Origin of the sequence: Caulobacter sp. 73W (assembly GCF_041021955.1) — a bacterium.
Lineage (GTDB): Bacteria > Pseudomonadota > Alphaproteobacteria > Caulobacterales > Caulobacteraceae > Caulobacter.
In genome coordinates this window covers 777151-792195 of the sequence record NZ_CP158375.1, presented here as the reverse complement: position 1 = coordinate 792195, position 15045 = coordinate 777151, and the positions used below count along the sequence as shown (strand labels likewise).

Below are 15045 nucleotides of genomic sequence, written 5' to 3'. Positions count from 1 at the left end.
ACCCGATCCATTGAGCCCAGCCTCGCCCCCCTCCACCGCTTCGCGGTCCCCATCGCCCAGAGAGGGAGGATTTTCTTTGGTGTTACGCCAAAGGCGGCGGCGGCGGCGGCGGCGCGTCGGCGGGCGGGCCGCCGAACTGGCTGTGCAGGGGCGCGGGGCCGTACTGGTTGGCACCGGCGTCACCCGTGGACAGGCCGACCCACAGCAGGAAAGCTAAGTAGATCAGGCCCATGAAGCCGAACAGTCCGAAGAAGCCGGCGAAGGCGGCGAAGAGCATCGTCGGATCCGCGCCCCACAGCCCGGACATGAGAATGCCCACGCCGGTCATCATGACGCCGATGGTTCCGATGACCGTGCATAGCGCCATGGGAATAACCTGCAGCCAGCCGCTCTTGCCGAAGTCGTGCAGGCGCTTGGCAGTGAGCGCTACGGCGCCCCAGAAAATCACCAACCAGGCGATCCACCCGATGAACGGGATCATGCCGGCGAGGATGTTCGCCCCGACCAGGATCAGCAGACCGATCCAGAAGTCCTTCTGACCGATACGGCCGTCAGTCGCGAAGAACAGAAACTTCCAGTCCATTCAAAGCCCCTCAGTTTGTTCCCTAACGGCGCGGACCGGTTGTCGGTTCACGCGCCCTTACCCCCCGCCGAATGTCCGTGGGGAGCCACCCCATCGAAAGCTTTACCATGTATTTTCATGAAACGCGCCTACGCGCGCGACTGGGTTTCGGGACGACCGGAGCGGTTGAGCGGCGGACGGAGATCGTGACCCTGGCGTCGGGTTCGAATAGCGCTCGACAACGGAGGGTCAAGGGCGTCAGGGCTGTCTGATCGGGGCGGGGAGGCGCTGGCGCGGCTGGAAGTGAGCGAGGCCGAGCTGGGTCTGCAGCTGATCTGGCGCGCGGCGCCGGGCGGGCGCCCCGCTGGGCGGACTGGCCATGACGCAGGCGGAGTTCGCCTGGCGCGGAGCGGCGCTGCGGCCGTGGGCGCCGGCGCATCCGCGGGAGCCCCGGATGGGCGGGACGGGGTTGTGAGCTGGGTGCGCCGCTCGCGGATGGCTGGGATGCGTTCGAGGTCCCGCTGGGCGAGGAGGTCGAGCGGTATCGGGTGCAGGTGCTGGTTGGCGGGGCGGTGGAGGTCTCGACGCCGCGGTGGGTTCCCGGCGGGTGGGATCGGGGCCGGGGCGAAGGTGCGGGTCAATCAGTTGTCGATGCGGACGGGTGGCGCGCGGTGGGGGAGGTGGGGCGGACTAAATCCTCCCCTGCCGGCGAGGGGGCACGAAGTGGTGGAGGGGGACATTGCTGAGTCAGTAGGCCCCTCCGGCCCTCTGGGCCACCTCCCCCAGAGGGGGAGGATTTTCCCGCTTACGCCGTGCCCAGGTAATCTCTCTTGCCTATCTCGACGCCGCCCTTACGGAGGATTCCGTAGGCGGTGGTCAGGTGGAAGTAGAAGTTGGGAACGGCTTGCTCCAGGAGGTAGGCTTGGCCCTTGATCACGCTGGTCTCGCCGCGGCGGACGAGGGTGATGTCGCGGTCTTCGGAGCCGTCGATCTGGGCGGGCTCGAAGGTCGCCACGTAGTCGACAGCCTTCTGAACGCGGGCGATCAGCTCCTCGAAACTGGTCTCGTTGTCGTCCCAGGCGGGAACCTCGACGCCGGCCAGGCGGGCGATGGAACCCTTGGCGAAGTCGGTCGCGATCTGCACCTGGCGCACCAGAGGGAACATGTCCGGGTAGAGGCGCGACTGGAGCAGGGCGTTGGGGTCGAGCTTCCTGGCCTCCACATGGGCGGCGGCCTTGGCGAGGACGCCGGCCAGGCCCTTGAGGCCCTGGGTGAAGACCTGGGCGGAGGCCTGGTGCATGGAAAGGGTCATGGAGACTCCGAAAAGCTTGAGAAGCGGCCCAGCTTGGGGCCGAGGCGCGCAGATGGGTGTTCGAACGTCCTTAAGCTAGGGACAGTGCTTGAACCCAGCGGCGAATGGCGTAACTGAGGGCCGTAAGTCACACGGGGACCTGTAGTTGGCCAACGATCCGTACACCGAGCTGGGCGTCTCGCGCACCGCGAGCGCGGATGAAATCCGCAAGGCGTTCCGCAAGCTGGCCAAGGCGAACCACCCGGACCAGAACCCCGGCGACAAGGCCGCCGAGGAGCGCTTCAAGCGCCTGTCGGCGGCGTTCGACATCGTCGGCGACGAGACCAAGCGCAAGAAATTCGACGCTGGCCAGATCGACGCCGACGGCCGCGAGACCTTTGGCGGGGCCGGGTTCGGCGGCGGGCGCGGGCCGTGGGGCCAGCGCGGCGGACCGCGCGGCGGCGAGGCCGAGTTCGAGGGCGTCGATCTGAACGACATCCTGGGCGAGATGTTCGGGCGCGGCGGCGGGCCGAACGCCCGTCGTGGCGGCGGCTTTGGCGGTTTCGGCGGCGGCCAGCCGGCCAAGGGCGCGGACGTGCGCGCCCGGCTGGACATCGACCTGGAAGAGGCGATCCGGGGCGGCAAGAAGCGCGTGGCCTTCTCCGACGGACGAACCCTGGATGTGACCATTCCGGCTGGCGCCCAGGAGGGCCAGGTCCTTCGCCTGAAAGGGCAGGGGCAGGCGGGACGCGGCGGGGCGGGCGACGCCCTGATCGAACTGGCGGTGCGGCCGCACAAGCTCTATCGCGTGGAGAACGGGGCGCTGGTCATGGACCTGCCCATTTCGGTCCCCGACGCGGTGCTGGGCGGCAAGGTCGAGGCGCCGACGCCCGACGGCCCGGTGAACCTGAACGTGCCCAAGGGCAGCAACAGCGGCGCGACCCTGCGGCTGAAGGGCCGGGGCCTGGCGGACGCCAAGGGCGCGCGGGGCGACCTGCTGGCGCGGCTGGTGGTGACCCTGCCCGAGACGGTGGACCCGGAGCTGACGAAGCTGGCCGAGGCCTGGCGCAAGGACCGGCCGTACACGCCGAAGCGGAAATAGGGGCCGGCTGAAACAGGCCGGAAACGTGACAGTGTGAACCTGTCGCTCCATAAAGCTTTCCGTTCAGGGGCTATTCAGCCGCGACCATGCACAAGGGGGTCATGACGCGTTTCGCCGCCATATTCGCAGCCGCTCTTGTTGCCGTGACCGTTCCGGTCGCGGCGCACGCGCAGCCTCGCCAGGACAGCCTGGGCGCCGACTGGCGTCCGCGGCAGGACGAGGCGCGCTCTGGCGCGCGCGAGGGCCGGCTGGTGCCGTTGGAGCGGGTGATCCAGTCGATCAGCCGCCGCGTCCCGGGCCGTCCGCTCGATGCGGGCCTCGAGGGGCAATACTACCGCGTGCGCTGGGCGGCGGCCGACGGGCGGCGGATCGACTTCATCGTCGACGCCACCTCGGGCCAGATCGTCAGCGGGAATTGAGTTCGGATTAGGGAGATCACATGCGCATCCTGCTGGTCGAGGACGATCCGGATCTGTCGCGGCAGCTGAAGGCGGCCCTGGGCGACGCCGGCTATGCGGTGGATCACGCCGCGGACGGCGAGGAGGCGCAGTATCTCGGCGAGAACGAGCCCTATGACGCGGTGATCCTGGACCTGGGCCTGCCCAAGATCGACGGGGTGTCGGTGCTGGAGCGCTGGCGCCGCCAGAACGTGGCGACCCCGGTGCTGATCCTGACCGCGCGCGGCGCCTGGAGCGAGAAGGTCTCGGGCTTCGACGCCGGGGCCGACGACTATCTGACCAAGCCGTTCCACACCGAAGAGCTGCTGGCGCGCCTGCGGGCGCTGCTGCGGCGGTCGGCGGGGCATGCGGCGCCGAGCCTGTCGTGCGGCGGGCTGCGCCTGGATCCGCGCGCGGCGCGGGCCAGCGTCAACGGCGAGCCGCTGCGGCTGACGTCGCTGGAGTACCGGCTGCTGCACTACATGATGATGCACCAGGGCCGGGTGATCAGCCGCACGGAGCTGGTCGAGCACCTGTACGATCAGGACTTCGACCGCGACAGCAACACCATCGAGGTGTTCATCGGCCGCCTGCGCAAGAAGGTGGGCGCCGAGCGCATCGAGACCGTCCGGGGCCTGGGCTATCGCCTGGCGCCGCTGGAGGGCGAGGCCTGACTTGAGACTTCTGGAAGCCCTGGCGCGGCCGTCCCTCGTCCGCCGGCTGGTCCTGCTGGCGGCGGGATGGAGCCTGGCGACGCTGGTGGTGGCGAGCCTCGGGCTGGGGGCGTTCTTCCGCCAGGCGGCGATCGCGCGCGTGGACACCAACCTGTCCGAGCTGATCGACAATCTCTATGCCGGCTCGTCGGTGGATTACAGCGGCACGGTGGCGGCGCCGCCCCTGACCGACGCCAAGGCGTTGCGGGTCTATTCGGGGCGCTACTGGCAGATCGCCGAGCCGAACGGGCAAGGGAAACTGCGGGTCCTGACCTATTCGCGGTCGCTGTTCGACGCCGAGCTGACGATCGACGCCGACACCCTGAAGAAGATGCACGAGCAGCGGGGCAAGGCGGTCTATTTCGACACCATGGGCCCGCTGGAGCAGCCCCTGCGCGGGGCGGCGCTGGAATCCATGCTTCCGGGGCGGACCAAGCCGGTGGTGTTCATGGCCGCTGAGGACCGCAGCCCGGTCGAGCGGGACACGCGGCGGTTCGCGGTGACCGCGTCCATCGCCGTGGCCCTGCTGGGCATGGGCCTGGTGGCGGCGGTGCTGGTGCAGGTGCAGGTGGGTCTGGCGCCGCTGTTCTCGCTGCGGCGGGAGGTGGCGGAGGTGCGCAAGGGCAAGGCCGAGCGGCTGGCCCGGCGTTATCCGGTGGAGCTGGAGCCGCTGGCCGACGAGCTGAACGGCCTGCTGAGCCATAACCAGGAAGTGGTGGAGCGGCAGCGGACCCACGTGGGCAACCTAGCCCACGCCCTGAAGACCCCGCTGTCTGTGATGCTGGCCGAGGCTCAGGCGCGGCCCGGTCCGCTGGCCGATGTGGTGTCGCGGCAGGCCGAGGCCATGCGCGGGCATGTGGACCACCACCTGCGCCGGGCGCGGGCGGCGGCGCGGTCGCAGACGAGCGGCGAACGGACGGAGGTCGCGCCGGTGCTGGACGACCTGGCCGTGGCGCTGGAGCGGATCTTCCAGGACAAGGGTCTGGAGATCGACTGGCGCTGCCCGGACGACCTGTGCTTCCAGGGCGAGAAGCAGGACTTCCTGGAGCTGGCCGGCAACGTGGTCGAGAACGCCGGCAAGTGGAGCACGCGTCGGGTGAAGGCCGTGGCGGAAGCCGTGGCGCCCAACCGCTTCACCCTGACGGTGGACGACGACGGGCCGGGCCTGCCGGCGGAGCGCCGCGACGAGGTCCTGAAGCGCGGAACGCGGCTTGACGAGACCGCGCCGGGCTCGGGCCTGGGGCTGTCCATCGTCGACGAGCTGGCGCGAGCCTATGGCGGCGAGGTCCGGCTGGACGACGCCCCCCTTGGCGGGCTTAGGGTTGTGCTCACATTGCCGATGGCGGAGAGCTGAGAGCAATTTGCGCTTAATGGCGCGCGCAATGGCCGCAGAACGTCGTTGTCACGTTCTTAACCTCGTTGCCCGCATTCTTAGATTTGGCCCTAAACTCAGGGCATTAGCCGCTTTCTGACCGGGTCAGGACAGCAGAACCGAGAGCGATGGCCGCGCTTCCTCCGAACAAGTTGAAGATCGTTCGGACGATCGTGGAGACGGCTCCGGACTCGGCGATCCGCAGCCTGGAGATGGCGCTGTCGGCCGAGGGCGGCACGGGCGCCCTGGCGGCGGTCCGCGAGCTGGTCGAGACCGAGGCCGCCGACCGCTTCGTGCGCAACGCGGTGTTCGCGCCGGTGAAGGCCCTGTTCGGGTCGTCCAGCAGCAAGCTGTCGTTCCCGCCGCGCGCCCTGGGCATGATGTGGCGCGGGCTGAAGGCGCAGAACCCCGAACTGATCCGCGACGCCGCGGCCCATTGCGGCCCGTGGGACGCGGAGATGGACAGCCCGCAGGTGCTGAACGACCTGTGCGCCCTGGCGGCCAAGGGGCTGCGCGAACGCACCCAACCGGATTTCAAGGCGGCGGCGGAGCTGTGCGACAGCTTTCCCAAGGGGGGCGGGACCGACGCCCTGACCGCGTGCCTGGACCTGTCGCCGATGACGCGCGGGGCGCTGGCGCGGCTGAGCGAGTGGGTCAGCCGCATGACCATGGAGCGGACGGTTTCGGTCCGCCTGGCCTATCGCGACACCCTGGAGGTGGCGCCGGACGCGGGGCCGCGGTTCTTCGAGATGCTGGCCGCGCCGCTGCCGGAGCCGTGGCTGATCCTGCGGGTGATCTCGGCGGTCATGGACCGGCCGCACGAGACCTATCTGAGCGAGTCCGAGCTGGGCACCTTCGGCGAGCGGACCCTGGACGACATCGAGCAGTGCGTGAACTTCGTGCGCAGGTTCCAGGCGGACGAGGGCGTGGCGGAGGGCCGCAAGGCCGGCCAGATGGTGCAGCGCGCCCTGCTACAGGTGTTCGAGTTCGAGGGCGCGATCGAGACGACGCGCGTGGGACCGTGGGGCGGACGGCTGGGCCGCCTGCGCGAGAGCCTGGCGCAATGCGTCGAGCGGATCATGGGCGGGGCGGGCGAGGCGGTGAACACCGCCCTGCCGATCGAGAATTCGCGCCTGCGCGGCGGAGCCAATCGCGGGGCGCCGAGGCTGACGGACGATCCGAGCCCGCGCCTGGTGCTGCGGGCGGAGGCGTTGCTGGCCTTCGCCGACGAGGTGCGCAGCGCGGCGGCCAACGGCGGCTTTTCCGGCGCGCGCAACCGCATGATCGAGAAGGCCAACCAGCGGCTGGACCACTATATCGACTACCTGATCGCGGTGATGCGCGACAACGAGGTGGACGACCGCGAGCGGGCGCGGAAGTACCTGGAGATCGCGGCGGACTTCATCGCCTACACGCGGGACGAGAAGACCGCGCAGATCGTCCGGCGGAGACTGGCGGCGGCTTAAAATCCCCTCGCCCCCGCTTGCGGGGGAGAGGGTTGGGTGAGGGGGCTGCTGAGCTTCGACAGGCGAGGCTTTGCAGGCTGATCCGCCCAAGCCCCTCACCCTTACCCTCTCCCCACGGGTGGGGAGAGGGGATAGTTGATTGACCCAGGTCAAAGCACGCGGCGTCAGGGCGCTCGCTTCCGGGCGCCTTTTTCGATAACAGGCGGGCATGATCGCGTTCTGGATCGCAGCCGCCGCCGTTTCGGCTCTCGCCGCCGCCCTGGTGTTGCGGGGCGCGGCGCGCCCGGCGCAGACCAGCGACGCGACCCTGACCCTGCACAAACGCCAGCTGGCGGAGATCGACGAGCTGGCCGAGCGCGGCCTGCTTGCCGAGGGCGAGGTGCGTTCGGCGCGGACCGAGGCGGCCCGCCGGCTGCTGACCGCGGCGGACGAGACGGCGGGCGCGCAGGGGAACGGCGGACGCCGCACGGCCCTGATCGTGGCCGGAATCGCGCCGCTGCTGGCGGTGGCGATCTATGCCGTGGTCGGCGCGCCGGACCAGCCGGACCAACCCTATGCCAAGCGCATCGCCGAGTGGCGGTCGTCCGACCCGCGCGGGCTGGAGCCCGACGCCATCGCCGCGGTGCTGGAGGCGACGGCCAAGGAACGACCGACCGATCCCGAGCCCCTGCGCAACCTGGCCATGCTGAAGGCGGCCATCGGCGACGGGCCGGGGGCGCAGGCGGCCCTGCGCCGGGCGATCAATGTCGCCCCGCAGCGCGAGGACCTGTGGACGTCCCTGGGCGAGGCCTTCGTCCTGGAAGGGCGGGGCGAGATCAACGAGGACGCCGTGCGGGCGTTCGACGAGGCGGTCAAACGCGATCCCAAGGCGCTGACCCCACGCTATTACCTGGGCCGGGCGAGCATCCTGAAGGGTGACGCGGCGCAGGGGCTGGCGCGCTGGCGCGCGCTGCTGCCCGACGTGCCGGCCGATGATCCGCGCCGCGCGGTGCTGGAAGGCGAGATCGCCGCCGTGGCGCGCGACGGCCGCCTGCCGACGCCGGAGCCGGTGGAGGCGCAGCCGCAGGTCGGCCCCGCCGACATCCAGGGCATGGTCGACGGCCTGGCGGCGCGGCTGAAGGAACAGCCCGACGATCCCGAAGGCTGGGTGCGGCTGGTGCGGGCCTACGCCGTGCTGGGCGACGACGCCAAGCGTGATGCGGCCCTGGCCCAGGCGCGAGCGCGATACAAGGATCAGCCCCAGGTGCTGGAAGCCCTGACGGCGGCGGCGGAGGTCCCGCGATGAGTTTCAGTTTCTGGCCGAAGTCGCGCACGGCGCGCCGGCGTCTGATGGTGGTCCTGGCGGCGGCGCCGGTCCTGGCCCTGGCGGTCGGGCTGTCACTGTACGGCCTGCGCGACTCCATCTCGCTGTTTTACACCCCGGCGCAGGCGCAGGAGGCGAACGTGCCCGCCGGCCGCGCCGTGCAGCTGGGCGGACTGGTCACCGCCGGCAGCGTCGTCAAGCATCCGGACGGCCGGGTGGAGTTCACGGTCGCCGACCAGATGGCCAGCGCCAAGGTGGTCTACCAGGGCGACCTGCCCGACCTGTTCCGCGAGGGGCAGGGCATCGTGGCCACCGGCTCGTTCGACGAGCAGGGCGTGTTCGTGGCCAAGCAGGTCCTGGCCAAGCACGACGAGCGCTACATGCCGCGCGAAGTGGCCAAGGCCATCAAGGAACAGGGCGAGTGGCGAGGAGACGGGGCTCCCCCGGCTGACCCCAAGGCCTATGGAAAGCCCTCCGAATGATTGCTGAACTTGGCGCGTTCTGCCTGGTCCTGGCGCTGGTCCTGTCGCTGGTTCAGGCCGGCCTGTGCGCCGTGGGCGGCGCGCGCCGCCTGCCGGTGCTGAGCGGGGCGGGCGAGGGGGCGGCGGGGGCCGCGTTCCTCGCGCTGCTGATCGCCTTCGGCTGCCTGATCTGGGCGTTCGTGACGTCGGACTTCTCGGTCTCCAACGTGGCGGCCAACTCGCACACCCAAAAGCCGCTGCTGTACCGGGTGGCCGGGGCGTGGGGCAGCCACGAGGGCTCGATGCTGCTGTGGTGCCTGACCCTGACCGGGTACGGCGCGGCGGTGGCGGTGTTCGGGCGCGGCCTGCGCCTGGGCCTGCGGTCCTACGCCCTGGCGGCGCAGGGCGTGCTGGGCGTGCTGTTCCTGACCTACACGGCGTTCGCCTCGAACCCGTTCACGCGGATCCTGCCGGCCCCGGTGGAGGGGCGGTCGCTGAACCCGCTGCTGCAGGACCCGGCCTTGGCCTTCCATCCGCCGTTCCTCTATTTCGGCTATGTCGGCTTCTCGGTGGTGTTCAGCTTCGCGGCAGCGGCCCTGATCGAGGGCAAACTGGACGCGGCCTGGGCGCGCTGGGTGCGGCCCTGGACCCTGGCGGCGTGGAGCCTGCTGACGGTGGGCATCGGGCTGGGCGCGTTCTGGGCCTATTACGAGCTGGGCTGGGGCGGTTGGTGGTTCTGGGATCCGGTGGAGAACGCCAGCTTCATGCCGTGGCTGGTGGGGGCGGCGCTGCTGCACTCGGCCATCGTGACGGAGCGGCGCGGGGCGCTGACCGGCTGGACGGTGTTCCTGGCCCTAGCGGCGTTCGTGTTCTCCATGCTGGGCGCGTTCCTGGTGCGCTCGGGCGTGCTGACCAGCGTCCACGCCTTCGCCGTCGATCCGACCCGGGGGGTGATGCTGCTGAGCATCCTGGGCGTGACGGCGGGCGCGGGGTTCATCCTGTTCGCGTGGCGGGCGCAGACCCTGGCGCCGGGCGGGGCCTTCGCGCCGGTGAGCCGCGAGAGCGCCATCGTCCTGAACAACATCCTGCTGTCGGCGGCGACGGCGACGGTGCTGCTGGGCACGCTCTATCCGCTGATCCGCGAGGCGACGGGCGGGGAGACGGTGTCGGTGGGGCCGCCGTATTTCAACCTGACCTTCACGCCGCTGCTGGTGCTGGCGTTCGTGATCCTGCCGGCCGGGCCGCTGCTGTCGTGGAAGCGCGGCGACGCCAAGGGCGTGGCGCAGCGCCTGGGCCTGGCGGCGGCGATCGCGGTGGGCTGCGCGCTGCTGGCGATCGTGCTGATCAGTCCGCGTCATGCGCTGGCCAGCGGCGGGCTGGGGATCGGCGCGTGGCTGATCGCCGGGGCCCTGGCCGAGATCGCCGAGCGGGTGAAGCTGTTCAAGGCGCCGATGGCCGAGGTGCGCCGCCGCCTGACCGGCCTGCCGCGCGGGGCGTGGGGCACGACCCTGGCCCACGCGGGTCTGGGCGTGTTCGTGCTGGGCGCGGTCTATGAGACGACGTGGAAGGTCGAGGCGGCCGAGGCCCTGACCCAGGGCGGGCGGCTGACCCTGGGCGCCTATGAGCTGCAGTTGGAAGGCGTGCGGGTCCACGACGGCCCCAACTATCTGGCCGAGCGCGGGACCGTGCGGGTGACCCGCGACGGGGCGGCGATCTGCACCGCCGAGCCGGAGCGCCGGTTCTATCCGGCGGGCGGGCAGACCACCTCGGAGGTGGCGCTGTGCCTGCGCGGGGCCGACGACCTGTACATCGTCATGGGCGAGCGTCGGTCGGGCGCGAACGGCGAGCCGGCCTGGCTGGTGCGGGCCTATTTCAATCCGTGGGTTCGGATGATCTTCCTCGGTCCGCTGATGATGGCGCTGGGCGGGCTGGTGTCGCTGTCGGACCGGCGTCTGCGCTTCGCCGCGCCGGCCAAGGGAGCCAAGGCATGAGGACGGCGGCGCGCCTGTTGGCCGTGATCGGCGCCGTGCTGTGCATGGCGGCGGCGTCCGATCCGTCCGAACGTCTGGCCGATCCGGCCCAGGAGGCCCGCGCCCGAGACATGTTTCGCGAGGTGCGCTGCCTGGTCTGCCAGAACGAGTCGATCGATGATTCGGAGGCCGAGCTGGCCGTCGATCTGCGGCGCGTGGTGCGGGGCGAGATCGTCGCTGGTCGCAGCGATGACCAGATTCGACGCTTCCTTGTTGAGCGGTATGGCGAGTTCGTGCTGCTGAAGCCGGCGTTTTCCGCCGGAAACGCGGTGCTTTGGCTCGCGCCCTTTGGGATCGTGCTGGCCGGCGGAGCGTTGCTGTTCGGGCTGTTGCGCCGTCGGCCGAAAAAGACCGAGGGCCTTAGCGCCGAAGAAGAAACCCGCCTGAAAGCTTTGCTGGACAAAGAGTGAAACGGACTGACACGAACGCGCCTCAAAAACGCCGTTCGTGCATGTCGGAAAGTTGCACAGGGAGCCTTTGCTCCCCGAGGCATCGCACCTAGGTTCTCTGCGAGACAAATCCCGGCCGGAGCGCCGGGGACGAGGAAAGAGACGAGAATGGCTGCTAGGAAGACCGGAATGATCGTGGGCGCCGTGGCGGGCGCGGGCGTGGCCTGCGCAGCCTTGGCTGGCGTGGGCTTCCGACTGGCCCCCGCCAACGCGAACTCGCGACCGGTGCTGATGAGGACGTCGGCCACCACGCCGATCTTCGCGCCGCCCCCGGGCGCGCCGATGTCGTTCGCCGACATCTTCGAACAAGTGTCCCCGGCGGTGGTGTCGATCGACGTCACCTCGCGCGCCGATCCGCGCGCCCTGGCCCAGCGCCTGCCGGGCCTGCCGTTCGGCCTGCTGCCGCAGCAGCCGCAGGGCGAGAACAACGAAGAGGGCGAAGGCCAGACCCAGCAGGGTCAGCCGCGCCTGCCGCGCCAGCAATCGTCGGGCTCGGGCTTCTTCATCTCGGAAGACGGCTACGTGGTGACCAACAACCACGTCATCGAGAACGCCGAAGAGATCAAGGTCACCCTGAAGGACGGCAAGGAATACAAGGCCACGATCATCGGCCGTGACGAGGGCACCGACATCGCCGTGCTGAAGGTGCAGGGCAAGTCGGGCGAGAAGTATCCGTTCGTCAGCTTCGAGAACGCCGCCAAGCCGCGCGTCGGCGACTGGGTCATCACCATCGGCAACCCGTTCGGCCTGGGCGGCACCGCCACGGCCGGCATCATCAGCGCCTATGGCCGTGACATCGGCGAGAACTTCGTCGACTTCATCCAGATCGACGCGCCGATCAACCGGGGCAACTCGGGCGGCCCGACCTTCGACATCTATGGCCGGGTCATCGGCGTGAACACGGCGATCTTCTCGCCGTCGGGCGGTTCGGTGGGCATCGGCTTCGCCATCCCGGCCGATCTGGTCGAGAGCGTCTCCAAGCAGCTGATCAACGGCGGCAAGGTCACCCGCGGCTATATCGGCGCCACCATCCAGGCCTTCACCGCCGAGATGGCTGAGGCGCAAGGCATGGGCGACCAGCGCGGCGCAATCATCGCCGACCTGGTTCCGGGCGGTCCCGCCGAGCGCGGCGGCCTGAAGCCGGGCGACGTGGTCACCTCGGTCAACGGCGTCGAGATCAAGTCGAACGGCGAACTGACCCGCGAAGTGGCCAAGGCCAAGCCGGGCGAGAACATCGCCCTGGACGTGGTCCGCGAAGGCAAGCGCATCAAGGTCAACGTCCGCTCGGGCACCCGTCCGTCGGAAAGCGAGCTGAACGCCTCGACCGATGGCGACAACTCGGGCCAGGGCCGCGCGACCCCGAACGCTCCGGCCGCCGCCCAGGCGGTGCTGGGCATGAACCTGGTGCCGCTGGACGACGCCGCGCGCCGCCGCTTCAACCTGGACGCCAATGTCCGGGGCGTGGCGATCGACAGCATCACGGCCAATTCGAACGCCGGCGAACTGGGCCTGCGTCGGGGCGACGTGATCACCAGCGTCAACACCCGCGCGGTGAACTCGGCGTCGGAAGTCTCCTCGGCGGTCGAGGCCGCACGCAAGAGCAACCGCACCAGCGTCCTGCTCGGCGTGGTTCGTCAGGGGCGCGCCCTCTACCTGCCCTTGAAGATTACGAACTAGACTTCGTCGGCGCGGAGGTGAGTCGCCTCCGCGCCGCTAAGACTTACGGCGAGGGGTCGCCGCAACGACGTTGAGCACTGGGGGGCTCCAAGCATGCGTATCCTGATCATCGAAGACGATCTGGAGGCGGCCGACGCGATGCAGCGCGGCCTGGCCGACGCCGGCTATGAGTGCCAGCACGCGCCCGACGGCGAAGAAGGCGTCAAGGCCGCCCGCGACGGCGAGTTCGACGTGCTGATCGTCGACCGCATGATGCCCAAGATGAACGGGGTGGAGGTCGTCGAGACCCTGCGCCGCGAGGGCGACGGCACCCCGGTGCTGTTCCTGTCGGCCCTGGGCGAGATCGACGACCGCGTGGTCGGCCTGAAGGCCGGCGCCGACGACTATCTGGTCAAGCCCTACGCCTTCGCCGAGCTGATCGCCCGGGTCGAGGCCCTGTCGCGCCGCCGCGAGACCGGCGCCGTGGCCACGACCCTGAAGGTCGGCGAGCTGGAAATGAACCTGATCGCCCGCACGGTGCATCGCGCCGGCACGGAGATCGACCTGCAGCCTCGTGAATTCCAGCTGCTGGAATTCATGATGCGCCACGCCGGCCAGTCGGTGACGCGCACCATGCTGCTGGAGAAGGTCTGGGAATATCACTTCGACCCCCAGACCAACGTCATCGACGTCCACATTTCGCGTCTGCGCTCGAAGATCGACAAGGGCTTCGACCGTCCGATGCTGCAGACGGTCCGCGGGGCGGGCTACCGTCTGGACGCCTAAGGGCAGGCCATGCGCCTGCCTCGCCTTCTTCGCACCACGCCGTTTCGGCTGACGCTACTGTTCCTGGCGCTGTTCGCGGCGGCGGCGGCGGCGTTCCTCGGCTACATCTACATCGCCACCGCCGGCGAGGTGAACCGCCGCGCGGACAAGGAGATCAGCCGGGAGATGGAGTCGCTGCAGGCGGCCTATCGCCTGGGCGGGGCCGACGCGCTGAACCAGACCCTGGTTGAGCGTTCGCTGGGCGAGCGGCCGTTCCTGTACCTGCTGATGACGCCGGACGGAAAGCGGCTGTCGGGCTCCATCGAGGAGAGCCCGGTCGCCGATTTCGGCGACGCGCGCGAGAAGTGGACCACCTTCACCCTGACCGAGACCGACCTGGACGGGGCGGAGGTGAAGCGCCCGGCGCGCGGCTACCAGGTGCGGCTGGAGAAGGGCGAGATCCTGTTCGTCGGCGCCGACGTGGGCGAGTCCGAGTCCTATGTCATGAAGATTGTCCGGGCCCTGTGGGGGGCCGGGGCGCTGGTCATCGTGCTGGGCCTGGCCGGCGGGGTGCTGATCAGCCGAAACGTCAGCCGCAGCATGGCCGGCCTGGCCGAGGTGGTGAACGCCGTGCGGGGCGGCGACCTGAAGGCCCGCGCCCCCGTGCGCGGCGCCCGCGACGAGTATGACGAGCTGGCCGAGGGCCTGAACGACATGCTCGACCGCATCGAGCGGCTGATGGGCGGCCTGCGCCATGCCGGCGACGCCATCGCCCACGACCTGCGCTCGCCCCTGACCCGCCTGCGCGCGCGGGTGGAGGTGGCGCTGATCGAGGCCGAGAGCGGCAAGGGCGATCCGATGAAGGCGCTGGAGCAGGCGCTGGAGGACACCGACGGGGTGCTGAAGACCTTCAACGCCGTGCTGGCCATCGCGCGCCTGCAGGCGGCGGGCTCGGCTCCCGATCCGCAGACCTTCGACGCCGCTGAGCTGGCCAGCGACATGGCCGAACTCTACGAGGTCATGTGCGAGGAGAAGGAGCAGACCTTCGAGGCCGAGATCACGCCGGGCCTGGCCATCAAGGCCAACCGCGAGTTCATGGCCCAGGCCCTGGCCAACATCCTCGACAACGCCATCAAGTACACGCCGGAGGGCGGGGCGATCATGCTGCGCCTGCGCCGCCGCTCGTCCGGGGACGTGGAGTTCTCGGTGACCGACAACGGACCGGGCGTGCCCGAGGCCGACCGCCCGCGCGTGGTCGAACGTTTCGTGCGGCTGGAGCGCAGCCGCAGCCAGCCGGGCGCGGGCCTTGGCCTGTCCCTGGTCTCGGCGGTGGCGGCGGCGCACGGCGGCCGCATCGAGCTGTCGGAAGGGGCCGGCGAATACGACGGCCGCGGCCCCGGCCTGCGTGTGGCCTTCATCATTCCACCGCTGGGCTAGG

Annotated in this window: 14 protein-coding genes; 12 read left to right on the top strand and 2 right to left on the bottom strand. The window is 70.0% G+C overall.

Going from position 1 to position 15045, the window contains the following annotated elements:
• Nucleotides 1-82: 82 nt before the first annotated feature.
• Nucleotides 83-583, bottom strand: a complete 501-nt coding sequence (locus ABOZ73_RS03770) for a DUF805 domain-containing protein (protein ID WP_369060846.1) — start codon at nt 581-583, stop codon at nt 83-85.
• Nucleotides 584-1367: 784 nt separating this feature from the next.
• Nucleotides 1368-1874, bottom strand: a complete 507-nt coding sequence (locus tag ABOZ73_RS03765; protein ID WP_369060844.1) for a DUF1993 family protein — start codon at nt 1872-1874, stop codon at nt 1368-1370.
• A gap of 145 nt (nt 1875-2019) precedes the next feature.
• Between ABOZ73_RS03765 and ABOZ73_RS03760 the strand changes: the two genes are divergently transcribed.
• From ABOZ73_RS03760 to ABOZ73_RS03705, 12 genes are all read left to right on the top strand, one after another.
• Complete coding sequence (locus ABOZ73_RS03760) at nt 2020-2955, top strand: DnaJ C-terminal domain-containing protein (protein WP_369060842.1); 936 nt, start codon at nt 2020-2022, stop codon at nt 2953-2955.
• Nucleotides 2956-3056: 101 nt separating this feature from the next.
• On the top strand, nt 3057-3374 hold the full coding sequence (locus ABOZ73_RS03755; RefSeq protein ID WP_369060840.1) for a PepSY domain-containing protein: 318 nt from the start codon (nt 3057-3059) through the stop codon (nt 3372-3374).
• 20 nt (nt 3375-3394) lie between these two features.
• Entirely contained in the window at nt 3395-4066 is a 672-nt protein-coding gene (locus tag ABOZ73_RS03750) for a response regulator transcription factor (protein ID WP_369060838.1), read from the top strand.
• A gap of 10 nt (nt 4067-4076) precedes the next feature.
• Nucleotides 4077-5459, top strand: coding sequence for an ATP-binding protein (locus ABOZ73_RS03745; RefSeq protein ID WP_369062477.1), 1383 nt, complete (start codon nt 4077-4079; stop codon nt 5457-5459).
• A 146-nt stretch (nt 5460-5605) separates the two neighbouring features.
• Nucleotides 5606-6943: a hypothetical protein gene (locus ABOZ73_RS03740; RefSeq protein WP_369060836.1), complete on the top strand. Its 1338-nt coding sequence runs from the start codon at nt 5606-5608 to the stop codon at nt 6941-6943.
• Between the two features lie 208 nt (nt 6944-7151).
• Nucleotides 7152-8228 carry a c-type cytochrome biogenesis protein CcmI gene (gene ccmI / locus ABOZ73_RS03735; RefSeq protein ID WP_369060834.1) on the top strand — a complete coding sequence of 359 codons (1077 nt, stop codon included), beginning with the start codon at nt 7152-7154 and terminating at the stop codon, nt 8226-8228.
• Entirely contained in the window at nt 8225-8728 is a 504-nt protein-coding gene (gene ccmE, locus ABOZ73_RS03730; protein ID WP_369060832.1) for a cytochrome c maturation protein CcmE, read from the top strand. Before ccmI ends, ccmE begins: the two co-directional genes overlap by 4 nt.
• On the top strand, nt 8725-10698 hold the full coding sequence (locus ABOZ73_RS03725) for a heme lyase CcmF/NrfE family subunit (protein WP_369060831.1): 1974 nt from the start codon (nt 8725-8727) through the stop codon (nt 10696-10698). The genes ccmE and ABOZ73_RS03725 overlap by 4 nt, the downstream gene beginning before the upstream one ends.
• Nucleotides 10695-11147, top strand: coding sequence for a cytochrome c-type biogenesis protein (locus ABOZ73_RS03720; protein ID WP_369060829.1), 453 nt, complete (start codon nt 10695-10697; stop codon nt 11145-11147). Before ABOZ73_RS03725 ends, ABOZ73_RS03720 begins: the two co-directional genes overlap by 4 nt.
• Nucleotides 11148-11294: 147 nt before the next feature.
• On the top strand, nt 11295-12863 hold the full coding sequence (locus ABOZ73_RS03715) for a Do family serine endopeptidase (protein WP_369060828.1): 1569 nt from the start codon (nt 11295-11297) through the stop codon (nt 12861-12863).
• 93 nt (nt 12864-12956) lie between these two features.
• Nucleotides 12957-13628, top strand: a complete 672-nt coding sequence (locus tag ABOZ73_RS03710) for a response regulator transcription factor (protein WP_369060826.1) — start codon at nt 12957-12959, stop codon at nt 13626-13628.
• Between the two features lie 9 nt (nt 13629-13637).
• Entirely contained in the window at nt 13638-15044 is a 1407-nt protein-coding gene (locus ABOZ73_RS03705) for a sensor histidine kinase (protein WP_369060824.1), read from the top strand.
• Nucleotide 15045 lies beyond the last annotated feature (1 nt).